This window comes from Vibrio sp. 1874 (genome assembly GCF_033344395.1).
Classification (GTDB): Bacteria; Pseudomonadota; Gammaproteobacteria; order Enterobacterales; family Vibrionaceae; genus Vibrio; species Vibrio alginolyticus.
Genome location: NZ_JAWPOR010000002.1, coordinates 611,101 through 633,398 on the forward strand (window position 1 = coordinate 611,101; position 22,298 = coordinate 633,398).

18 protein-coding genes and 1 pseudogene are annotated in these 22,298 nt (G+C 45.1%); 13 read left to right on the forward strand and 6 right to left on the reverse strand.

Annotation, left to right across the window (positions count from 1 at the left end; translation table 11 throughout):
* Positions 1 to 8 precede the first annotated feature (8 nt).
* Positions 9 to 2,972, forward strand: coding sequence for a TMAO reductase system sensor histidine kinase/response regulator TorS (gene torS / locus R8N46_RS06610; RefSeq protein WP_115386601.1), 2,964 nt, complete (start codon positions 9 to 11; stop codon positions 2,970 to 2,972).
* Positions 2,973 to 3,022: 50 nt separating this feature from the next.
* Here torS and R8N46_RS06615 read toward each other — a convergent pair whose 3' ends face one another.
* From R8N46_RS06615 to R8N46_RS06625, 3 genes are all read right to left on the reverse strand, one after another.
* Complete coding sequence (locus tag R8N46_RS06615; protein WP_005376565.1) at positions 3,023 to 3,214, reverse strand: hypothetical protein; 192 nt, start codon at positions 3,212 to 3,214, stop codon at positions 3,023 to 3,025.
* A gap of 18 nt (positions 3,215 to 3,232) precedes the next feature.
* Positions 3,233 to 5,587: a fatty acid cis/trans isomerase gene (locus R8N46_RS06620; RefSeq protein ID WP_017635366.1), complete on the reverse strand. Its 2,355-nt coding sequence runs from the start codon at positions 5,585 to 5,587 to the stop codon at positions 3,233 to 3,235.
* An 80-nt stretch (positions 5,588 to 5,667) separates the two neighbouring features.
* Positions 5,668 to 6,054, reverse strand: coding sequence for a winged helix-turn-helix domain-containing protein (locus tag R8N46_RS06625; RefSeq protein ID WP_017635365.1), 387 nt, complete (start codon positions 6,052 to 6,054; stop codon positions 5,668 to 5,670).
* Positions 6,055 to 6,360: 306 nt separating this feature from the next.
* On the opposite strand from R8N46_RS06625, the gene R8N46_RS06630 reads away from it, so the two are divergent.
* A complete protein-coding gene (locus tag R8N46_RS06630; RefSeq protein WP_005376560.1) occupies positions 6,361 to 7,908 on the forward strand; it encodes an arylsulfatase in 1,548 nt (515 codons plus the stop codon).
* A 135-nt stretch (positions 7,909 to 8,043) separates the two neighbouring features.
* Here the strand turns inward: R8N46_RS06630 and R8N46_RS06635 are convergent, their stop codons facing one another.
* Positions 8,044 to 8,901: a LysR family transcriptional regulator gene (locus R8N46_RS06635; protein ID WP_017635364.1), complete on the reverse strand. Its 858-nt coding sequence runs from the start codon at positions 8,899 to 8,901 to the stop codon at positions 8,044 to 8,046.
* 140 nt (positions 8,902 to 9,041) lie between these two features.
* Between R8N46_RS06635 and R8N46_RS06640 the strand changes: the two genes are divergently transcribed.
* From R8N46_RS06640 to yegS, 11 genes are all read left to right on the forward strand, one after another.
* Positions 9,042 to 10,568, forward strand: a complete 1,527-nt coding sequence (locus R8N46_RS06640; RefSeq protein WP_017635363.1) for an arylsulfatase — start codon at positions 9,042 to 9,044, stop codon at positions 10,566 to 10,568.
* Between the two features lie 106 nt (positions 10,569 to 10,674).
* Positions 10,675 to 11,976 (forward strand): anaerobic sulfatase maturase, encoded by a 1,302-nt coding sequence (locus R8N46_RS06645; RefSeq protein WP_115386602.1) that lies wholly within the window; start codon positions 10,675 to 10,677, stop codon positions 11,974 to 11,976.
* 85 nt (positions 11,977 to 12,061) lie between these two features.
* The gene (locus tag R8N46_RS06650; protein ID WP_005376549.1) at positions 12,062 to 13,045 is read left to right on the forward strand and encodes an AAA family ATPase; all 984 of its coding nucleotides are present in this window, start codon (positions 12,062 to 12,064) and stop codon (positions 13,043 to 13,045) included.
* Between the two features lie 12 nt (positions 13,046 to 13,057).
* Positions 13,058 to 14,020: a DUF58 domain-containing protein gene (locus R8N46_RS06655; RefSeq protein WP_005376547.1), complete on the forward strand. Its 963-nt coding sequence runs from the start codon at positions 13,058 to 13,060 to the stop codon at positions 14,018 to 14,020.
* Positions 14,021 to 14,599 carry a DUF4381 domain-containing protein gene (locus R8N46_RS06660; protein WP_005376546.1) on the forward strand — a complete coding sequence of 193 codons (579 nt, stop codon included), beginning with the start codon at positions 14,021 to 14,023 and terminating at the stop codon, positions 14,597 to 14,599. It abuts the gene before it with no gap.
* Positions 14,592 to 15,662: a vWA domain-containing protein gene (locus tag R8N46_RS06665; protein ID WP_115386603.1), complete on the forward strand. Its 1,071-nt coding sequence runs from the start codon at positions 14,592 to 14,594 to the stop codon at positions 15,660 to 15,662. Before R8N46_RS06660 ends, R8N46_RS06665 begins: the two co-directional genes overlap by 8 nt.
* A complete protein-coding gene (locus tag R8N46_RS06670; protein WP_115386604.1) occupies positions 15,655 to 17,385 on the forward strand; it encodes a VWA domain-containing protein in 1,731 nt (576 codons plus the stop codon). Before R8N46_RS06665 ends, R8N46_RS06670 begins: the two co-directional genes overlap by 8 nt.
* On the forward strand, positions 17,382 to 18,683 hold the full coding sequence (locus R8N46_RS06675) for a BatD family protein (protein WP_115386605.1): 1,302 nt from the start codon (positions 17,382 to 17,384) through the stop codon (positions 18,681 to 18,683). Before R8N46_RS06670 ends, R8N46_RS06675 begins: the two co-directional genes overlap by 4 nt.
* Positions 18,684 to 18,732: 49 nt before the next feature.
* A complete protein-coding gene (locus R8N46_RS06680) occupies positions 18,733 to 19,158 on the forward strand; it encodes a bifunctional diaminohydroxyphosphoribosylaminopyrimidine deaminase/5-amino-6-(5-phosphoribosylamino)uracil reductase RibD (protein WP_005376542.1) in 426 nt (141 codons plus the stop codon).
* 172 nt (positions 19,159 to 19,330) lie between these two features.
* Positions 19,331 to 20,236 carry a LysR family transcriptional regulator gene (locus R8N46_RS06685; RefSeq protein WP_005376541.1) on the forward strand — a complete coding sequence of 302 codons (906 nt, stop codon included), beginning with the start codon at positions 19,331 to 19,333 and terminating at the stop codon, positions 20,234 to 20,236.
* A gap of 8 nt (positions 20,237 to 20,244) precedes the next feature.
* The gene (gene yegS / locus R8N46_RS06690; protein WP_115386606.1) at positions 20,245 to 21,147 is read left to right on the forward strand and encodes a lipid kinase YegS; all 903 of its coding nucleotides are present in this window, start codon (positions 20,245 to 20,247) and stop codon (positions 21,145 to 21,147) included.
* An 81-nt stretch (positions 21,148 to 21,228) separates the two neighbouring features.
* Here the strand turns inward: yegS and R8N46_RS06695 are convergent.
* Both R8N46_RS06695 and R8N46_RS06700 read right to left on the reverse strand, forming a co-directional pair.
* Positions 21,229 to 21,564, reverse strand: a pseudogene (locus R8N46_RS06695) (YgiW/YdeI family stress tolerance OB fold protein).
* A 15-nt stretch (positions 21,565 to 21,579) separates the two neighbouring features.
* Positions 21,580 to 22,227: an AcfA family outer membrane beta-barrel protein gene (locus tag R8N46_RS06700; protein WP_213972212.1), complete on the reverse strand. Its 648-nt coding sequence runs from the start codon at positions 22,225 to 22,227 to the stop codon at positions 21,580 to 21,582.
* Positions 22,228 to 22,298: the final 71 nt, after the last annotated feature.

Sequence of the window (22,298 nt, forward strand, 5' to 3'; positions counted from 1 at the left end):
ATGAAAATATGCTGCTAGCAACTGCAAGCATCGGTCGTAAACTTTTGTTGTCTTTCATTGCGATGGCAATACTGGTCATGTTATCGGCACTTATTGGTGTGTCTGGATTTTCTTTGGTTGCCAAAACCGAAAGAAATGTCGTGGATTCTGCGATTCCCGCCATGATTGAGGCGAGGCAAGTCTCTGAGTTGAGTACTCGTATTATTTCGTCTGTACAAATGTTGTCGAACGCAAGAAACGAGCAGGAAAGAAAGGAGTCAGGGCGAGTGCTGTTCGAACAGCTCGAGTCTTTACTCACTCACATCAAGGAGCTCGGGAGTGAGTCGTTCGATTCTCAATTGTTAGAAGCTTTAGAGAATAACGTCCAGAACGTTATCGACAATTTGGCAGAACTCGGTGTTTCGGTTGAAAAAAAGCTGTGGCTTGCAAAAGAGATAGATACTCGTGTTGAAGAAATGCGTCTGCTCAGTGAAGAGCTAGAACAACTAACTCGTACGCAAGTTCAGAATACAAGCACCATTGCTGTTGCTAACGTCACGCATATTTATGACTTATTAGAATCGGATAAAAAATCGCAAGTTTATCAGGCGCTAGATGCACTGGTGGAGGTCGATCTTGATCTGACTGAGCGATTACATGAACTGCACTTGTTGGCCTTTAAAATGTTGAATCAGATTGAAGAGGCTCGGACATTAACGAATATTGAGCGAATTCAACAGGTTCAAAGTGATTTCGATAGCAACCTCAAAATCATGCAACGCCGTGTACTCGCTGTGGAAGATCCTACGCGCTCTAAGCAAATGAGCCAACTGCTCATAGAGCTTGGTAAGCGTCAGGTCGTATTTTCTATACTGATGCAGCAATACGAGAATAACGAACAGTCACAACAGCTGATGCAAAAGACATTAGAGTTGTTCTCAGAGCTTAATGGCACGGTCAACAAATTGGTTGATGATTCAAACAAAACCACTACCGTCGCTGTAGACCAATTGACCAGCACACTGAAATTCGCTCAGTGGTCTCTAACCGTTATTTCAATTGTTGGTTTGATTGTATTGGTGCTGATTTTATGGCGTGTGGTGTACCTTTCTGTTGTGAAGCGGTTAGCGGAATATTCCGCTGCGTTGCTGTCTGTGGCACAGGGTAACTTAGCGGTTGAGTTGGAAGTGAAAGGCAAAGATGAGTTGGCGCATATGGGGCAGGCCATCATCACGGCTCGTAATACCGCGCAAGCACTAAAAGTGGTAGCAGAGGGTGAAGCTCAAGCCAAGCGAGAGCTTGAGGAGCATAAAGAGCATTTAGAAGAGCTTGTTGAGCAACGCACTTCGCAGTTAAAACAAGCCAACCGCCGTTTGAATGAAGAGGTTTTGAATCACGCTAAAGCTCGCAAGCAAGCAGAGCAAGCGAGCCGAGCAAAATCGGCATTCTTGGCGACGATGAGCCATGAGATAAGAACGCCAATGAACGGAGTGTTGGGGACAGCACGCTTGCTGATTGACTCAGGCCTCAACCCAATTCAAAAACGCTATGCGGAAATCATTAATCGTAGTGGTAAAACGTTGCTCGCGATCCTTAATGATGTACTGGATTACTCCAAGATTGAAGCGGGGCATTTAGAAATTCGTCACATGGGCTTCGATTTACACCAAATGGTGGAGGACACTTTCCAGTTAATGAACAGTCGAGCACAAGAGAAGAAGCTGCTGTTCTCCTACCATATTGAAAGTGATGTTAGTCGCTACTGGAAAGGGGATGTCACCAGAATCAGTCAGGTGCTGAACAATCTTGTTGGTAACGCGATTAAGTTCACTGACGAAGGAGAAATTGATATCTACGTTAGCCTGAACCCTGAGGACGAGTCGCAAGTCCTGTTTGAAGTATCAGACACTGGAATAGGAATTGCCAAAAAATATCAGAGAACGTTGTTTGATGCCTTCACGCAAGCTGAAGGTGGGATGAGCCAAACTGGAGGTACGGGGCTTGGACTTGCCATCAGTAAGCGAATCATTGAAGCGATGGGCGGTGTTTTAGAAGTCGATTCCGAAGAGGGAAATGGTAGCCGATTCTGGTTCTCTATTCCGTTAGAGGAAAGCGAACCTGTTGAAACAGGAACCGTGGCAACCGCACGTTGCAAAGTGAAAGCAAAGGTCTTGCTAGTAGAAGATAATGAAGTCAACCGAGTGGTCGCGGAAGGCTTTCTAGAAAGCATGGGGCATCAAGTCGTGATGGCAGAAAACGGCTCACAAGCAGAGCAACTGATCAGCACACAAGATTTTGATATCGCTTTGGTCGACATCAACCTCCCTGATTGTGATGGAACTGAGTTGATCCAACGCTTAAAGCGGATTGAGTGTAATAAGCCGGCCAATAAAGCGCTTGCCGTCACGCCAATGATTGCAGTGTCTGCACACGTTTTTGCGGAAGAAGTTGAGCGCTATCTAGCCGCTGGTTTTGACGGATACTTGCCTAAGCCATTAGCAAAAGAGGCACTCGCGGCATTGATTCAGGATGCGCTAGACGGAAAGCCGTTGTTGTTGCCACAAAATGCCGACTGTACCCCGTTTGATCAAATTTCACCTCAAGAACAAGAGCTACAATCAAAGATCGTTCAAGCACCTAAAATAAAGGAACCCGATGTGGTTATCATTAATCCGAGCGTGATTGAGTCCGATATGAAAATCTTGGGCAGAGATAAGATGTTGCACATTATTAATCTGTTTAGAGCCACCAGCACCGATGTATTAAGCAAGCTGCAAGCGTCTGCTGAGGACAATGATAGTAAAGAAGTAAAGAACCTTGCCCATAAATTAAAGGGCAGTGCAGGAAGTTTAGGACTAACTGCGTTAATGAACGCTTGCCAAGCAATTGAAGCCGCGCCTCAACCTCTAGATACCTATAATGCGACTAAAGATGATTTAGTTTCTCAAGTGTCTGCATCAATTCAAGCTCTGGATGAGTTAATGGCGAAGTAATCCATCGAGCATTGAAAATAAAAAAACCTCCGGCTTTCCGGAGGTTTTTTCTATTCGGTCATGTCATCTTCCCACTCGAATCGAGTGTCTAGGGCATAAGGGTCATCATCAAAAGGATGTTCCACTTTGCCACGTAAGTATTCGAGTTGATGCTCAAGCATATTGACCGTTTCGTAGTCTCCCTCAGAACAAGCAACGTAAATCTGTTGTTCAAGAGCGGCAATGTTATCTCGGATACCCATGAGAACCCCCTTAAATCATCATCGATTCTCAAAACGATTATAGTCAAGTAATCCAAATTCGATCGGTTGTTTTGTACGGTACCAATTGTGTAAACGATCGCTAAATGACCAGAATTTTTCTGAGCTTCTACGAATCGCAAAATTATCCAATAACTTAACGTAATCGGACTCGTTTTGGATGGCACTAAATTGATCGACAAAATCTTTTACTTGGTTTTCGTTGATCGAGAAAAATGCCGCAGGGTAGCTTCCCACAACGCCGCGTACAATGGTCATATCATCGTTAGCAAAGTCACGGTTACTTTCTTCATCAAACAAGCTAGAGATGTTTGTGTGTGCATTGTTGTGAAGTAAGGTGAACAGTTCATCTTCCCCTGATTGACTTCTCACCATAAGCATAGTGATTTGCGGAACGGTTTTTAGGCCTTCACCACGAACGTGGTCAATACGTTTTAGTTGCTTTTCACTACTCGCAGAAAGAGCCGTGTCTTGAATTTCGTAGCGAGGCAGAAGCACATCTGAAACATGTTCGCTCAACAACTCCACCAACTCCGTTTTTGGATCGTCACTCTTATACTGAACGCTGGTTGGTTGGTTAAACGGCTTCACATTTCGTTGTAAAAAGTCACTCAACTGCGGGCTTTGATCTTTATACCAGCTAGATTGAAGTTCATGGCGCATATCGGCGGGTAACAACGAGATAAAGTTACTTTCGCCTTCTAGACGCAAGAAGTCCATAAACATTCGTGTCATGAGCTGATGGCCGAAGTTACCGTAAACGTCAAACCCAGCAACAAGCAAATAGTGGATACGCTCTAGTAGCGCGTAGTCAAGAATCCACACTGTTTTAGGCTGCTCACCAACTAACCCTTGAACAACAGAAGCACTATCAAAATGGCGGAATATCGTTAATGCCGCATTATGGTTGGTGCCATTACCATCCCAAATTACATCGGTGGATAGGTTTTCACCTTCTTTAAACCAGTTATTAGTGAACTCAGATTTAGCCTCTAGGTAGCGAGCTTGTTGACGCGCGTACTTGACCCAGTTGGTAACAGGTAGCGTGTTACTTTCTTGCTCTGCCGGTAGTTTTAGATTATCAGCCTGAGATCGGTAAAACTCATTTACTTCTGGGATGTCTGCTTTATCTGGATCAAGGAAAAACACCCAAAAGCGATCATTGATAACATTCAATGCCAGTTGGCCACGACAAACTGGGCCTTTGATGTATGCCATTATTGTATTTTGTGCATTATCTAGCATGAACTTAAAGCGCGACTTCACTGGAAGGTCGATGAATGATGTCATCGGGTTTGCAGCAACTTCTGGTTCATAACTCGGTAGCTGACTAACCATGTAATCAGCATCAATAAACCAAGTTTTCCAGTTCTCTATGCGTTGCTTGTTTAACGCGAATGGCATGTGAGTTTTATCTACTATGGTCCCTTGCTCTGGAATAATTCGATAAAACACACGTTCAACCCCTGGATCATCGTACGGGCGACGCGTTGAAATACGTTTGACGGGCTGTCCTGGTGGTGTAGCAGAGCGGACGAGCGTGAAGAATCGGGGATCTTCATCGAGTTCCGAAAAGTAGAGATGAGATAAAAACAAATGCTCATATATATACCTAGCCATCAGCTGATTTTTCAAATCAGAGTGGTTAAGTAATGCTTCGTACTTATCTATTTGCGCTTGCTCTTTCTCACTAACAGGTCGGTGAACGTTCATTATTGCGCCGTTTTCCAACCAAGTCATGAGTGTGTGGTATTCACTGTTTGATAGGTTTGGCATACCAAAAGGCATTCCCCAGGTCGGGTTATCCTTTTCGTATTGCTCGTATTCTTCAATCGTTGGACAGGTTTGCTCTCGGTCTATCGAAAAGTCAAAGCCTTCTAACTGGACTTGGTCAGGCAATGGGTGGCGCTCTTTTTGTTGTAGCAAACGTGCGATAAGGCCTGCATCAATGTTGGCTGCCATGCTTTGATCACGTTCGTTGAGAACCGGATGAAAACCCGCATCGCGCCACTCTTGGGTTGTTTCTGCATCTTCGAATAAGCGTGTTGGTGCTGCGGCTGTGAGTCTTGTTCCTTCATATACCAGTGCTTTACTCGCACCACGGTCAATGCCCTCAACAGAAGAGAGCTTAAGTTGACATGGTGCATCGTAGCACGCGTGGCAGACGACACAGCGGTTATCCATAATGGGTTTAACTTCGCTTTGGAAGAAGTTTGCTTGAGGGGTTTCCACGTCAACTGTGCGTTCACGCACGAGCTGTGGACCAAACAGTTGGTCATAGTTAAGACCAGCATAGGTTGCACAGCCGGCAAACAAAGTAGCAATGCAAAGTGTAAAAATTAAGCGCAAATTCATTGAGTTATTTTACGTGATTCGAATTTGCATTAATTAAAGCAAAATAAGCGGTCAATTACCAAAAGTTGGGCCAATTAGCGTTAATTTTTCTGTTGATTGTCTGAGCGCTTGAAAATGTAACCCTGGCGGTGGACTGTCTGAATTCTGTCTGTTGGAACGCCTTCGTGAACTAGACGCTTTCTCATTCTGCTCATGTGCATATCGAGTGCTCGATCATGTTCAGTAAATTCACGTTTTAGTACTGTTTCGTAAAGAAAATGCTTACTAAGTACTTGATCTTGATGGTGAGTGAGAGTTTGCAGCAGCTTAAATTGAATGCTTGTTAACTGAACAGATTTCTTGTTTGGCAAGTAATTGAGTACCACAGAGTGAGTGCGCTTATCTAGTAATAGCTCCTCATCATTATGGTGAACGCCGTTGTGTTGGCATTGGTAAGTTTTTCCATTTGAAACCTTGGAGTCAAGCACGCGGGCACCTTAATTATTAATGGTAGTAAAACGTATTATCATTAATATTTATATAAAAGCAATCAGGTACTTTATGGGCACTGTGATATGCGTAGACAATCTTAATATTTGAGATTAACAGTAGTGATGAATGGTGCGATGGCGCTCTGAACTAAAGTGCTATTGGAGTGCGTATTAGCTACAAATAACGGTGTAATGTTAGGCGAAGATAGAAAGAATTCTCATTTAGTAAATTCGCTTATCCGCTATTTGTGAACTATACATTCTGTTGCAGGAAGCACTTTTCTAATACACACAGAGGTTTATATGACAGCGAAATATGGCGTTAAACGCCGATTAGCGATTCTTGCCGCCGCTTTAATCGGTGCGACAAGTAGCAGTATCGCAGCAGAGAAACCAAATATTCTCGTCATTTGGGGTGATGATATTGGCCAGTCCAATCTCAGTGCTTACACGTTTGGCTTGATGGGGTACAAAACACCAAATATAGACAGTATCGCCAAAGAAGGCATGATGTTCACTGACTATTACGGTGAGCAATCTTGTACAGCGGGCCGTTCTACTTTCATTACGGGCCAAACCGTTCTTAGAACAGGTTTGAGTAAAGTGGGGCTTCCAGGTGCTGATCTTGGCTTGAAGGAAGAGGACGCAACCATTGCCGAAATGCTGAAGCCGATGGGCTATATGACAGGGCAATTTGGTAAAAACCACTTAGGTGATAAAGATGAGCACCTTCCTACTAATCACGGCTTCGATGAATTTTTTGGCAACCTTTATCACTTGAACGCCGAGGAGGAGCCAGAAAACGTCGATTATCCTAAAGATCCTGAGTTTCGTAAAAAGTTCGGTCCGCGCGGTGTTATCCGTTCGTACGCTGATGGCAAAATTGAAGATACAGGACCTCTAACTCGCAAGCGCATGGAAACCGTGGATGAAGAGACGTTAGATGCGGCACTCGACTTTATGGATCGTGCAGTCAAGGCTGAAAAACCTTTCTTTGTCTGGTGGAACGCAACTCGTATGCACTTCCGTACTCATGTGAAAGAAGAGAACTCTGGAAAAACAGGCATCAGCGAGTATGCAGATGGTATGGTCGAGCATGATAATCATGTAGGTCAGCTGCTGAAAAAAGTGGATGATTTGGGTATTAAAGACAACACAATCGTCTTTTACTCCACCGATAATGGCCCACACATGAACTCGTGGCCAGATGCAGGCACAACGCCATTCCGTGGAGAGAAAAATACCAACTGGGAAGGTGCGTACCGAGTTCCTGCGATGGTACGTTGGCCGGGTAAAATTAAAGCTGGCTCTGTTTCGAATGATATCATGCATCACATGGACTGGATGCCAACGTTCGTTGCTGCCGCGGGTGATGACAATATCAAAGAGAAATTGCTCAAAGGTTATAGTGCGAATGGTAAGAAATTCAAAGTTCACCTAGACGGCTATAACTTCCTACCATATTTGACTGGTAAAGAGGATAAGGCCCCACGTGAAGAAATTTTTTACTTCTCAGATGATGGAGACTTAACTGCACTTCGTTATAACAAATGGAAGCTGGTCTTTATGGAGCAACGAGCAAAAGGCACGTTGCGTATTTGGGCTGAACCATTTACCACACTTCGTGTTCCTAAGATCTTCAACTTGCGTATGGATCCTTACGAAGTGGCTGATATCACTTCTAACACTTACTATGATTGGATGCTAGACCGTGCTTACATGCTTGTTCCTGCGCAAGCTTACGTTGGCAGATTCCTTGAAACGTTTAAAGAGTTCCCACCAAGGCAAAAAGCAGCAAGCTTCTCGCTCGATCAAGTGATGGAGAAACTAAAAGAGAACCCAAATAAGTAAGAAAAGCTAAGTGAAGTTCCACATCTAGAAAGAGGCTCATTAACGTGAGCCTCTTTTTTTATCTGTAAAATTCTATCTATTCAGGTTTGTAGAAAGCTTGATGACGAAAACGCCTAACGCTTCAATTGACAAGATTTATAAACAAATTGGTTCGTAGTGGGCTGCCGTTAAGTTGGCTTTGATTTTTTCACGTAGAGCGATGTGGGCTGGGTTGTTTACCTCTCGCTTATGGTAAACGAACTTGTAAGGGATAGAGCGTATCGAAATGGGGCAGGGCAAAATTTGAAGTTTGAGCGCTTTGCTCCACTTGTTTGCAAAAGATTGAGACACGATCCCTAAACTGTCTCTTTGGGCGACATACAGCGCCATGCCCGCTAGCGAAGAGGTGATCAAGTCGACTTTTCTTTCTTGAATTGTTTCCTTTGCTAGTTGCTCGAACCCCGACATGTTGTTCCATTTTCCTGAAAATAAACAGTGAGTTTCCTCATAAAATTGCTCTTTTGTGAGCGTGCCGTGTACACGGGGATGGTTCTCACTACAGATAACCACGGCTTCTTCCTCATAGGCATCTTCAATAATAAACGCTGCATCTTTCGTGATCACCGTATCGATTACTAGATCGACTTTTTGTTGTCTTAACAGCTCAAATAATAGGAATTTTTCGGGTGGTGATTCATAAAAAATAGTGTTCTTTATCGGGTCCATAATGTGCAACAAAATTTCCGAACAACACACTTCAAAATGATTTTTATCAGATATCGCATTGTCAATAATATTAACCGCTTGCTGGAATTGCGGCAGTAATTGATAAGCGGTGGAGGTTAGTGCGATACCTCGCCCTTTTTTAACGAATAATTGCTTATCGACGACTTGCTCTAAACGCTTTATTGCAGCGCTCACAGCAGGTTGTGTAAGCCCTAATTGTTCCGCGGCTTTTGTATAAGATTGAAACTCCGCAACAACAAGAAAAGTTTGGATCAAATTCAAGTCCATAACGTCACTCATAAATTTAATTTATAGGTTAACTAATTTTTACTGCATTTATCGCCTGAAATTAGTGCTTTATCTTATATCAACAATGGTATTGAAAAGCGAATACCATTTTTACGCACTAGCGAACTCTTGGAGATAATATGAAAAATGCGACCAAAACGAGCAGTAAAAAACTCGTACTTAACGCATGTACGTTAGCTTTGGGCGCTGCATCTGCAGTTGCACATGCAGCGGACAAACCCAACATTCTTGTCATCTTTGGTGATGATGTTGGTTACTGGAACCTTAGTACCTACAACCAAGGCATGATGGCGTACAACACGCCAAACATCGATAGCATTGCTAAAGAAGGTGCGAAGTTCACTAACTTCTACGCGCAGCAAAGCTCGACAGCAGGCCGTTCTGCATTCATCACTGGTCAAATGCCAAAACGTACAGGTCTATCAAAAGTGGGCTTACCAGGCGCTCCGGAAGGTATCTCGGAAAAAGATCCGACGATTGCAACCGTGCTTAAACAAATGGGTTACGCAACCGGACAATTTGGTAAGAACCATTTAGGTGACCGAGACGAGCATCTTCCTACCAACCACGGTTTTGATGAATTCTTCGGCAACCTATACCACTTGAACGCAGAAGAAGAGCCAGAGAACGTGGATTACCCTAAAGACCCGGAGTTCAAGAAGAAATTTGGCCCTCGTGGCGTTATCCATTCTTACGCTGACGGCAAAATCGAAGATACCGGTCCACTAACGCGTAAGCGTATGGAAAATGTTGATGGTGAGTTTCTTGATGCCGCAGAGAGCTTCATAGAAAAGCAAGTAAAAGCGGACAAGCCGTTCTTTACTTGGTTTAACACCACTCGCATGCACAACTTCACACATGTTCCTGAAGAATACCAAGGTAAAACAGGTGCCGGTTTCTACGCGGATGGTGTTAAGCAGCACGATGACCAAATCGGTCAGCTACTTAACAAGATCAAAGAGTTAGGTGTGGATGACAATACAATCATTGTTTACACCACTGACAACGGCCCTATGGTTGATTTGTGGCCGGATGCAGGGATGACACCGTTCCGCTCAGAGAAAAACACTGGCTGGGAAGGGAGTTTCCGTGTGCCAATGTTGATTAAATGGCCTGGAAAAATTGAGGCAGGTAAAACATTCAACGGCATGATGTCATTAGAGGACTTTTTCCCGACACTAGTTGCTGCGGCAGGTGATACCAAAGTTAAAGACGAACTGCTAAAAGGCAAAAAAGTTGGCGATATGGACTACAAAGTTCACCTAGACGGTTACAACCAATTGCCATATTTAACGGGTAAGTCAGACAAATCCGCACGAAATGAGTTCGTTTACTGGAGCGACGACGGCGATCTTGTGGCATTGCGCCAAGGAAAGTACAAGTTCCACTTTATGATTCAAGAGAATGAAACGGGTATGGATGTATGGCGTAAGCCGTTCACTAAACTTCGTGTGCCACTGATCTTTGACTTGAGCATTGATCCATTTGAACGAGGCGATCAAGGCATGGGTTATTCTCGTTGGATGTACGAGCGTTCATTCTTAATGATGCCAGCAATGGATACAGTGAAAGAGGTGATGGGTACATTCAAAGAATTCCCGCCTCGTATGGAAGCAGGTTCGTTCGTACCTAAGTCTTCTAAGTAAATTAAGATTATATAGCGCTTTTTGGAGCGCTATATACCCAAATAGCTTCACTTTTGCTGTACAGCGCTCACGAGGTTATTTGGGTATATGTAATAGTGAGAAACGTATGAGTAAGATTTCCCCTCGCCATTCTACTACTATGCCTATTGTTCCTCTTAAAACGGCGTCTAAAGCGCCTGTTCTGGGCGCGTATGACCGTCGATTCCATGTGATGGCAAAGCCAGGCGGAGCAAAGTGCAACATCGATTGTCAGTACTGCTTTTATCTGCATAAAGAAAATCTACTGCACCAAGAAAAGCAGCCAAAAATGGACGACGCAACACTGGAAGCGTTCGTGAAAAGCTATATCGAAAGTCAGGATGGCGAAGAAATTGTATTCTCATGGCAGGGCGGGGAGCCGACGCTGCTTGGGTTGGACTATTTCCGCAATGTCGTAGCTTTGCAAAAGAAATATCAGCCGAAAGGCGTTCGCATTGAAAACGACCTTCAGACCAACTGTATTTTGCTAAACGATGAGTGGTGTGCGTTTTTAAAAGAGCACAACTTCCTAGTTGGCTTGTCGATTGATGGACCACGAGAGCTGCACGACAAATATCGCAAAACCCGCAGCGGTAAGCCAACGTTTGATCTCGTGATGAAAGCGGTAGATAAGCTCAAAGCGCATGGCGTGAAATTCAACGCGTTGGTCACGGTGAATCGTCACAATGCGAAATACCCGCTCGAAGTATATCGATTTTTAACCCAAGAATTGGGTGTGACTTATATTCAGTTTGCGCCGGTGGTAGAAGCCAACAACTTCCAAACAACCGCGCCGCAGTTTTGGAACGAACAGATGATCCCAACCAAAGGCAGTGATCTGGCTAAACCGGGGCATCCAATGTCGATTGTAACGGATTGGTCAGTCGATCCTGAAGACTGGGGACGCTTTTTAATGGCGACCTTTGAAGAGTGGGTGAATAACGATCTTGGCCGTGTGCTGGTTAATCTGTTTGAAACCGCGGTGGCGCAAGTAATGGGGAAACCGTCTCAGCTTTGCGTGACGGCGGAGTTTTGTGGCAAAGGGTTGGCGATTGAGCACAATGGCGACGTGTTCAGTTGCGACCACTATGTGTATCCAGAATACAAACTCGCCAACATTCATGAACACTCACTGAATGAAATGGCCTTCTCTACAAGACAATATACTTTTGGCATGGCAAAACGCGATTCATTGCCGACGTATTGTAAGCAATGCCCTTACTTGCCTTATTGTTGGGGTGAGTGCCCAAAAAACCGTTTGATCAAAACGCCGAATGGTGAGAGTGGTCTAAACTATTTGTGTTCGGGAATCAAAATGTTCTTTGATTATGCGTTACCGATGTTGGTTGGTCTTGCACAACTTCTCCAATCTCAAGAACCGCAAAGATAACATAGTGAATATAACCTTAAGTTATTTCATTTGTTCTTATACTTAACTATCGAAAAGACGGCTTAAACCATTGAAAAGGTATCCTATGAACCACGCACAACAAGCGATAAAAGAACTCATCGAACAAACAGAAAAAAGCGTCATTGGACAAAGCCACGTGGTTCGAGCTTTAGTCATCGGGTTATTAACAAATGGGCATATTCTGCTAGAAGGTTTACCGGGAACGGCAAAAACACGTTCCGTAAAATCGTTGGCGAACTTGTTAAACACCAGTTTTGGTCGAATCCAGTTTACGCCGGACCTTTTACCATCTGACGTGACGGGTACTGAGGTTTATCAAGAGCTGGATGGTAAGCCGCAACTCCACTTTCAACCTGGGCCCATTTTTAACAGCATTGTACTTGCTGATGAGGTCAACCGTGCACCAGCCAAAGTACAAGCGGCACTGCTTGAAGCCATGGCCGAAGGCACAATCACGGTAGGCGATAAAACTCACGTATTGCCGGACTTATTTATGGTGCTTGCAACGCAAAACCCAGTAGAGCAAGAGGGCACGTACCCACTGCCAGAAGCGCAAATGGACCGCTTTATCATGAAGGTTACCGTCGATTATCCAGAAGATGACGCCGAACGTGACATCATTCGTTTGGTGCGCAGTGAAGAATTGGGTGCGGAAACCAGCAGCGAAATTATTACGCCAAAACACATTGAGCCAGACGTGGTGCTAGAAGCGCGCCGTCAGTTACCAAACATCGTGGTATCGGACCTAGTGGAAAACTACATCGTTGCGTTAGTGATGGCAACTCGTAAGCCAGAGCGTTATGCCGATTCAAACTTAGCAAAATGGATTGAGATTGGCTCTAGTCCTCGTGCTTCCATCGCACTCGACAAATGCGCTCGTGCGTATGCGTGGATGCAAGGACGTGACCATGTGACTCCTGACGATGTGCGTGCCATGGTTCCGTCTGTATTGGGCCACCGTTTTTCTTTGACCTACGACGCACTAGCAGACGGAGTCGATCACCAACGAGTCGTACAAGAGCTGCTAGATTGTGTAGAAATTGGGTAAGTGGGAGGCATTATGGCTAAGCCAACTCTTGCGCCAAAATCACAGGGGATGGATCCCCGTTTGTACTGCGATTACGCTCGTTTAGTACGTCTGCAAGCACAAGCAGAATCATTCAGTTTACTTCCTCACCTAAAGGCGGGTAGCGTACTCTCTGGCCGACACAATTCGTTGTTTCGCGGTCGTGGATTGAACTTCGAAGAGCTGCGCCATTACCAATTGGGTGACGATATTCGTAACCTTGATTGGAAAGTTACGATGCGTACGGGTAAGCCGCATGTACGCAGTTATACAGAAGAAAAAGATCGCAACGTAATCGTGTGTGTCGACCAGAGAAGCACAATGTTTTTTGCTTCGACGCAAGTAATGAAATCAGTTGTCGCGGCAGAGATCGCAGCGATGTGTGGGTGGCGAGTATTAAAAGATGGCGACCGAGTCGGTTTTGTCATCGCATCCCAGCAGGCGTTGTTTCACAGCAAGGCACAGCGTTCGCAAAACGATCTTCTGGCGCAACTTAAACGTCTCGCTAAAGCCAATCAATCGCTCAATGTGGACTCCCGCAATTCCGAAAAAGTAACGTTCAGTCAATGGATTGAGCTTATTAAACGCATGAAGCTCAAGCAATCCACTTTGATTTTTATCAGCGACTGGAGCGACTGCGAGGAGCACCACCTTGATCACCTTAAACAGCTACAACAGCACAACGATGTTCTTGCTGTGATGGTCAGTGACCCATTAGAACAAGCGCTACCAGACGATTTGGCAAAATCGAAATGGGTGGTTGGTGATGGGCAGTATCAACTCAATTTAGACAGCAACGCAAAGGTAGAAGCTGCGAGCGCAAAGCTTGAGGCTCGAACTAGCTTACAGCGTCAATCACTCTCTCAACTTATGGCGATGAAACACCTTCCGCACATCGAACTCGATACGACAGGTGAGCACATTAAACAATTCCAAAAACTGGTAGGAGGGCGTTAAATGAGTGATCTTCCTACGCCTCCGAGTACCTACATACTCAGAGAGCTGCATGATGTGGCTGTACCATCTAGCGTGAGTTGGTACCCGCAAACTATTGGCTGGAAAATTTTAGCGGCGGTTGTGCTCATTGCATTGGTGTATGTCGTATATCGATTGGCTCGGCAATGGTGGCATAATCGTTACCGAAAAGAAGCTCTACTGGCGATTTCGCAAATCAAATCGAGCGACAAAGACATGCCAAAAGTATTGTTCTCTGTGCTTAAAGTAGTGCTGATTCATATTGATAGCCGCAACGCGAAATTGTTTGATACCGCCTTTCTGCGCAAGCTCGATGCGCTGTATCCGCAAACCGAAGATTCTCAAGCAAACTCGCAAATGGTTTTTAACGATGAGCTTTCAAAGTGCTGGCTACAAAGTATTGTTGACCCAAGCGTTACGCTAACCAACGAAGAGCGAGTAACGCTTATTGCTCGTGCGAAAAACTGGGTGAGTGAGCACCGTTGTGATGCTCAAAAAAGCGCGGCAAATAAATCACCACGATTGAAACGCAAAGCACATCAGGGAGGTCAACATGAATGATCTTCTTGCATCGATAACTGGTTTGTCAGGTTTTGAATTTGCTCACCCAATGTGGTTTCTGGTTTTGCCCTTGCCGTTGGTGGTGTACTACTTGGTGCCCGCATATCGCACTAAGCAAATGGCGATCAAAGTGCCGTTTTTTAGTCAGCTGGTGGAAGCGATTGGCGAGACGCCATCAGAAGGTGCAAGCCAGTTGACCCCGAGTTGGTGGCAACGAGCAACGTTAATTCTTTCATGGCTTTTGGTGGTGTGTGCGATGGCAAAACCCACCGTGTTAGGCGAGCCTCAAGTTCGCGAGAGTTTAGGCCGCGATGTGATGGTGGTGGTGGATCTTTCGGGCTCCATGGCCGAGCCAGATTTCACCTCACGTACAGGCGAAAAAATTTCTCGTCTTGATGCGGCAAAAGAAGTGCTGTCGGAGTTTGTTCAGTCTCGTAAAGGTGACCGATTAGGCTTGGTGCTTTTTGGTGATGCTGCTTTCGTGCAAACGCCATTTACCGCAGACCAAAAAGTGTGGCTCGAACTGCTTAACCAAACCGATGTGGCAATGGCAGGGCAGAGTACCCATCTAGGTGATGCGATTGGCTTAGCGATTAAAGTTTTTGAGCAAAGCGATAAGTCGCGTGGTGCTTTAGAACAAGATCAAAACCGTGAAAAAGTCGCGATTGTATTAACCGATGGTAACGACACGGGCAGTTTTGTTGAACCGATTGATGCGGCGAAAGTTGCGAAAGCCAAAGGCGTGAGAGTGCACGTGATTGCGATGGGTGATCCGGAAACGATAGGTGAAACCGCGTTGGATATGGACACGATTCATCGCATTGCGAAAGAATCCGGCGGTGAAGCGTTTGAAGCACTCAACCGTGATGAACTATCGGCTGCCTACGACGAAATTGGCAAACTGGAACCTCAACTTTACGAAAGCACCACATACCGCCCAAAACAAAGCCTTCACCATTACTTGATGGCGTTAGTGGTCATCATGCATTTGCTCGCGTTCAGCGTCGCAACACTCAAAAGAAGGGCTGCAACACGATCATCATTAGGAGAGAGCGATGTTTGATTCTCTTAGTTGGACGCAATTCTTTACGCAGTTTCATTTTATTCGACCACTGTGGTTACTGGCTTTGATCCCCATGTTTTTCTTGGTGTGGTTACGCTGGCGAGAAGAAAGCAAGCCAAGCTGGAAGGATATTTTGCCCGAACATTTACGCAATGCTTTGACGATAGGTGAGCGAGGCTGGCGTAAGCAACTGCCGCTTAAGCTCTTGATGCTGATTGTGTTCATCGCCATTGTGATTTGTGCAGGACCAACGTGGCAACGTGAATCTTCCCCCTTTGGCGAAGATCAAGCCTCTATGCTTGTGGTGCTTGATAACAGCGACTCGATGCTGCAAAAAGATCTCCCACCAAGCCGCCTTGAGCGTTCCAAACATAAAATACGCGATTTGCTAGCCGCGCGAAAAGGCGGAAAAACGGGTTTAGTCGTGTTCGCGGGCAGTGCTCATGTCGCAATGCCTATAACTCAAGACAGCAAAGTATTTGACCCATTTTTGGCGGCCATTACGCCAGAGATTATGCCCGTGCAAGGTAAGCTTGCCGAAAAAGCCTTGCCGTTAATTGATCTGCAATTGCAAGGTCAACCAGGCTCCACCGTTCTGTTGGTGAGCGACGGCGTGAACCCGGCCACGATTGAGCAATACCAAGCGTATTTCTCGGGCAAACCTTATCAACTGTTAATTCTTGCGGCAGGGAACGCTGACATTGTGAGTAACAACCCAATGGATTTGGATTCTCTACAAAAACTGGCCAGCCAGACCAACGGTCGATTGGTGGAAGTGACCGTCGATAATAGTGATATCGAGCAACTGAATCGATACGTTGAGCGCAATATGCAGCTTAATGGCGAATCTTCAATGCCTTGGAAAGACATGGGGTATCAAATTCTGTTCCCAATCGCGTTGATCATGATGCTGTGGTTTAGAAAAGGGTGGTTAGTGCAATGGTGTGTGATTGCGATGGTGAGCGGTACACTGTTGATGCCGACCAGTGCAATGGCGGAGAACATTTCTGTTAAAGCCGAGCAGCCACAAGTTGTGCAAAAAGTGACGACCTTCGACAAGGTGGCGCAATGGTGGTGGGATTTGTGGCTGACGCCAGACCAACAAGGACAGCGTTTGTTCAACCAACAAGCGTATTTAGAAGCTGCAAAACACTTTGTCGATCCATTACGCAAAGGCACGGCGTATTACTACGCTAGCGAGTTTGAGCTCGCGCACAGTGCGTTTTTGGAAATGCAAAACGACCCGTCCGAAGAGGTTCGAGATTACGGTCTTTATAATGCGGCGAGTGCATTGGCGCGTCAGCGTGAATATTTGGCTGCACGTGACTTGTTAAAATCCCTAGCCAACAAGCCAACGTTGAGCGAGAGGCTAAGACCGGATGTTGAGCATAACTTGAAAGTGATTGGTGGTATTGTAGAGGACATCAACCGGATGAGTGAGAGTCAGGCAGGAACGGAGCAAGAAGCATCAACCGAGCTAGGCGATAACCCTCAAACCGCAGAAGGGGCGGATGAAAAAACGTCAGCGGAGTTGATGATTAAAGAGACGTTAAGTGCAGACGACATCTTAGGTAGCCAAGAATTAGCCGACAAATGGTTAAAGCGAGTCGAAGCGGATCCTAAATACTTCTTAAATGCGAAGTTTCAGATTCAATTGCGTTCAATAGAAACCGGAGAATCAACCTCTACTGCGAACGAAAATACAGAGGAGGCGGTGCAATGATGGAAAGCCACCGTTTTACGCACTTTGCTTTACCCTTGTGGTTAGTTATCTGTTTCGGCTTCCTCCTGAGCAGTAGTGTGTTGGCTCAAGATATTCGTGACGTTCAACGAAAGCATGGAGTTGAGTTACAAGCGTGGGTTGGTAAACAACCAATGGCTGGAGAGAAGAGGAAAACACCAAGTTTTAGCGTCAATGAGCAAGTTATTTTAACCATCGAAGTGGCAACGCCGCGTTGGTTTACGGGTGGTACGAGAATTGGCAATATTGAAATACCCAATGTTATCGCCAAACAGCGTAATCAACTAGCAACCAACTTTACTGAGCAAAAAGAGGGACAAACTTGGTCGCGTCAACGCTGGGAAGTGACTTTGTATCCACAAGCATCTGGTGATTTTGTGATTCCACCTGTCGCTGTGGGCGTTCAGGTGTCGGCGCCGGATGGCGAGAAGGTGTCAGGCACACTTTATACGCAGCCGATTAAGTTCAAAACTGTCTTGCCATCGGGATTGTTGAGCGGTGATACGCCTTGGTTTTCTGCAACGCACGTAGACGTAAAACAAGAGTGGGAAACCTCCACTGAGTCACTCAAAGTTGGGGATGCAATCACGCGTAAAATCACCATTTTGGCTCAAGATTCACTATCTGTATTGCTACCAGACTTGTTGAAAGGAGAATCAACAACCCGTTATCAAGCATATCCTCAACCCCACCGTTTGACAGATACGCAAACACGTGGTGATTACCAGTCAACACGCACAGAAGAGAGCGTGTACGTGATTCAACAAGGTGGTGAATTAACCCTGCCGGATTATGAGTTCCGTTGGTGGAACAGTAAGACTCAGCAAGTGGAAACGGTGATGTTAGAGGGCAAAACTTTTGCCGCGAAGCACACATTGAAGTCCTTCATCAGAACGTACTTTGAATGGATTGTTTCCACGCTTGTGTTGCTGGGTTTTGTGATTATTTCATTGGTAGCCATTAAACGTTACTACCGCAACAGACCGACACCAGCATGGCTGACGTTTCACCGTTTGTTAAAGGCTAAACGTTGGTCTGAAGCAAGGACCATATTGTACAAACAATTGCGTTTAAATACGGCCGAGCTAGAAATGACCAAAGCCGATACGAGTGAATCGTGGCAAAAAAGTGCGTCGCGAATGCAAAATGGTGAAAATAGCGCTCATTTACTGAAGTCGATGTGGCGCAAAATCCAGACCAAACAAAAACGCTTTAAATTCCGTATTCCGCGAGCGTTACCAGAACTGGACAAAGTCATTGGAAGAGATGGCAATGAATAAAACGGGGCGCTAATATAGCGCCTCGTTTTTATTAGAGAATAGAGTTCAAATGAGCCAAGAGTTTATGCGCCGCGCATTGGAAGTGTCCAAAAATGCGCTTCCTGAATGTCAACCCAACCCGCCGGTTGGCTGCGTGTTAGTGAAAGACAATCAAATCGTTTCTGAAGGTCATACTCAAGCGATTGGTGGCAATCACGCGGAAGTGGAAGCGCTGAATGCGTATCAAGGCTCGTTAGAATCGGTGACGGCATACGTTACGCTGGAACCGTGTTCGTTTGTTGGTCGCACGCCAGCTTGCGCGGTGACATTAGTCAAATCCGGTATAAGCAAAGTCGTCGTAGCCATATTGGACCCCGACCCACGCAACAGTGGTCGAGGTATCGAGATTCTAAAACAAGCAGGTATAGAGGTAGAAACTGGTTTATGCGGCGAGGAAGTCAGCGAGTTTCTTACCCCTTACCTAGGCAAAGCCTAAGTCAAGCTTTACGTTGCACTATGGTGCCAGTTTATGTGGTGAATGAAGTGCGTCAAAATTGAGTTAAAACTCATTAAAACAAGCGATACCGCCCATTTATTGCACTTGGCTACGTGAAGGATCATGCTGTTAGATTAAAATAGAGAAAGTGACTTTTGAAAAATTTAATAGCATGAAACCGACCGACCTTAATCTTATTCCCATTTTCACTGCCATCTATGAAGAGCGTAACTTGTCTCGGGCGGCGGCGCGTTTAAACATCACCCAGCCTGCGGTGAGTAAAGCGCTAGCAAGGCTACGTGATATCTACGATGATCCATTGTTTCATCGTTGCGTTAAAGGTGTCGAGCCTACCTCGTTTGCGATGGATATTTATCCTGCTCTTCTAGCTTCAGTACAAAATTTCACTTCGACATTATCGGCCTCTAGTGAGTTTGACCCTAAAGTGTCGAATAGAGTGTTTTCTATTGCCTGTGTGTCCGTTGCAAGTTTTGAGTTGCTACCTCAAGTCATGAAACAAATCCGTGTGTCGGCGCCAAATGTTGCATTAGAAGTACATCCGCTTTTTACGGAAGATTTTGAAAGTGATCTGCGGTTACAACGATACGATTTGATCATTGATATCACACCAAGAGCAAGAACGGTGCTAAAACTGGAAACTGTACTTACGGAGCGTTTGGTGGTGGTATGTAGCGAAGCGCATCCACGCCTGAATGACGAGATTACGGCTGAACAATTTTTTGAAGAAGAACACGTAGTGGTTTCGCAGTGGCAGAGTCGTAAGAGCTTGTTAAACGCCGATGACATTGTCGACTTGGATAAGAGAAAGATTAAGTATCGAGCCTCAGGCGTACTAGAAATGCTCCCAATTATTTGTGGTAGTGAATACATTGGTTTAATGCCAGAGTCGATGATCAACTTGTTCAATAACACCTATCATGTTAAATCTTTATCAATGCCATTTGATGAACAAATGTATGAGCTTTGCACAATCTGGCATCCTAGTCGCACAAACGACAGCGCCCATCAGTGGTTGCGTTCACAGATTAAGCAAGCAGGAAAAGTCATCAACCAATAGGAAGTGCAATGAAAAAGACAATACGTGCCATCCTTAACGGAAAAAAAGCTGGGAATTCAGAGTTAAGAGATGCAATCATGAAAATGAGAGAAAAAGGCATCGACGTACAGGTGCGTGTGACGTGGGAATCTCAAGACATGCCGCGGCTAGTTAAAGAAGCGGTTGATGAAGGCATTGAACGTATTGTTGTCGCTGGTGGCGATGGGACCGTCAATGAGGCGGCTTCTGCGATTATTCAAATTGACAAAGAAAAACGCCCTGAGTTAGCCATTATTCCCCTTGGTACCGCCAATGACTTTGCTACCGCTATTCAAGTACCTAATTCCATTAAGGCGTCTTTATCTCTTGCTGTTGAGGGGCAGTCCGCTTTGGTCGATTGCGTCAAAGCGAACGATCGCTGCTTTATTAACGTGGCAACAGCAGGGTTTGGTGCAGAAGTTACAGCAGAAACGCCTGTTGAACTCAAAAACTTTCTTGGCGGCGGAGCTTACACGTTAACTGGTGTTATAAAAGCACTTGGCTTTAAACCATATGACGGAACAATAAAGATTGAAGGTGGCGCGTATCAGGGAGAAATGTTGCTCGGTGCGTTTTGTAATGGGCGCCTTGCTGGAGGTGGGCAAGAGTTAGCTCCAAAAGCGATGATTAATGATGGGATGATGGATCTAACATTGGTGCGCCCATTTTTACCTCATGAGCTGCCTAAAGTAATCGACGAGATCAATAACCCGAGTGAGAAAGGAGAGTTTGTGAAGTACACTAAAGCAAGCTGGTTGGAGATAGATTTTCCGAATCCATTGCCTCTTAATTTAGATGGAGAACCTTATCATTCGAGAACCATTAGATTTGATGTTCAGCCTAAGAGTATACGATTAGTCGTACCGCAAGATTGCCCTTGCTTGACTAGCTAAACGAGCGTTTTCCATGATTATTGCGTAACACAGCCACTAAAATGTGGCTGTGTTATTTGTGTTGAGGTATTAGTCAACTTCTTAACGTTTTTGAATGGTCTCAACGTCTATTTGCGTAGTTGTCCAATCTGAATCAACCTCTCCTCGAATCATTACGGTATCTTTTGGTGTCACTTCTTGACCCATCCAATCTTCGTTGTCGATCTCTACTTCGATCTCACCAGTGTTGTCTTTGAACAAGTAAGTCTCGTTACCAAATTATTGAACAATATGCCCGGTTAGCACTACAGCGCTGTCGTCGGTTGCGTTGCGCGCCTCTTTCACCGTATTGATTGCACTGACTTCTGGACCATTAAACGCGGCGAAAACCGAGCTTGAAAGTAGGGCAAGCATGGATGTTAACAATACTCTTTTCATTATCCTCTCCTGATATTAGAAGTAATAAGTTGTGCCTACATTAAAGGATGCAGTGTTTGCGTAGCTGTCTAGTTGGTATTTTGCGTTTGCGCCAATGGTGAGCTTTGGCAACACTTGGTATTCCGCGCCCACAGAGAACATTGCGCCTAACTCGTTGTTTTTCTCTGAGCTATGGAAAAGCGTGTTGCTTATTTCCACATCGTCATTCACGACAAGCTCATATTCTTGATGTTGAGCAACCTTGGCGTCGTATTGTGTGTAAGTTAAACCCGCTTTGAATTTTGTTGTCCATTTGTCACTTAATGCATAGCTAAACACTGATGCTAGCGAGACTTGTTTGGCTGTGATAGAGGAATCCCAATCCATTTCATGATTGTAATCTTTGCCATCAATTGTCTTGATACCAAGGTCCTTAGAACGGCCGTCATCAAGGTCAAACTGGCTGTAACCTAGCTCAATTGCCCAATTGTCATTAAACGAGTAACCGATAAATCCTGAGAAAATACCATCCTCAAGTTCTGGGTTAAGTGTTACATTTTCAGCTGAAAAGTGAGGTTCCAAGTCATGGTCAGTGGTGCCTAGTCCATATTCCAGACCTACATAAGGAGCCGCAGATACCGAAACTGAGCAGGTAACAAGTAACGCAAGAAGTGTTTTGTTCATTTTATTTTGCCTCTTCAAATCAACTTAGTGAGTAGAAGCGCATTTTGTGTGAAGAAGCGTGAAGCGATCGT

Bases quoted from the DNA above. Each gene is read 5' to 3' on its own strand.
- torS (WP_115386601.1), top strand. From the start codon at position 9: ATGCTGCTAGCAACTGCAAGCATCGGTCGTAAACTTTTGTTGTCTTTC.
- R8N46_RS06615 (WP_005376565.1), bottom strand. From the start codon at position 3,214: ATGGGTATCCGAGATAACATTGCCGCTCTTGAACAACAGATTTACGTT.
- R8N46_RS06620 (WP_017635366.1), bottom strand. From the start codon at position 5,587: ATGAATTTGCGCTTAATTTTTACACTTTGCATTGCTACTTTGTTTGCC.
- R8N46_RS06630 (WP_005376560.1), top strand. From the start codon at position 6,361: ATGACAGCGAAATATGGCGTTAAACGCCGATTAGCGATTCTTGCCGCC.
- R8N46_RS06635 (WP_017635364.1), bottom strand. From the start codon at position 8,901: ATGGACTTGAATTTGATCCAAACTTTTCTTGTTGTTGCGGAGTTTCAA.
- R8N46_RS06640 (WP_017635363.1), top strand. From the start codon at position 9,042: ATGAAAAATGCGACCAAAACGAGCAGTAAAAAACTCGTACTTAACGCA.
- R8N46_RS06645 (WP_115386602.1), top strand. From the start codon at position 10,675: ATGAGTAAGATTTCCCCTCGCCATTCTACTACTATGCCTATTGTTCCT.
- R8N46_RS06650 (WP_005376549.1), top strand. From the start codon at position 12,062: ATGAACCACGCACAACAAGCGATAAAAGAACTCATCGAACAAACAGAA.
- R8N46_RS06655 (WP_005376547.1), top strand. From the start codon at position 13,058: ATGGCTAAGCCAACTCTTGCGCCAAAATCACAGGGGATGGATCCCCGT.
- R8N46_RS06660 (WP_005376546.1), top strand. From the start codon at position 14,021: ATGAGTGATCTTCCTACGCCTCCGAGTACCTACATACTCAGAGAGCTG.
- R8N46_RS06665 (WP_115386603.1), top strand. From the start codon at position 14,592: ATGAATGATCTTCTTGCATCGATAACTGGTTTGTCAGGTTTTGAATTT.
- R8N46_RS06670 (WP_115386604.1), top strand. From the start codon at position 15,655: ATGTTTGATTCTCTTAGTTGGACGCAATTCTTTACGCAGTTTCATTTT.
- R8N46_RS06675 (WP_115386605.1), top strand. From the start codon at position 17,382: ATGATGGAAAGCCACCGTTTTACGCACTTTGCTTTACCCTTGTGGTTA.
- R8N46_RS06680 (WP_005376542.1), top strand. From the start codon at position 18,733: ATGAGCCAAGAGTTTATGCGCCGCGCATTGGAAGTGTCCAAAAATGCG.
- R8N46_RS06685 (WP_005376541.1), top strand. From the start codon at position 19,331: ATGAAACCGACCGACCTTAATCTTATTCCCATTTTCACTGCCATCTAT.
- yegS (WP_115386606.1), top strand. From the start codon at position 20,245: ATGAAAAAGACAATACGTGCCATCCTTAACGGAAAAAAAGCTGGGAAT.
- R8N46_RS06700 (WP_213972212.1), bottom strand. From the start codon at position 22,227: ATGAACAAAACACTTCTTGCGTTACTTGTTACCTGCTCAGTTTCGGTA.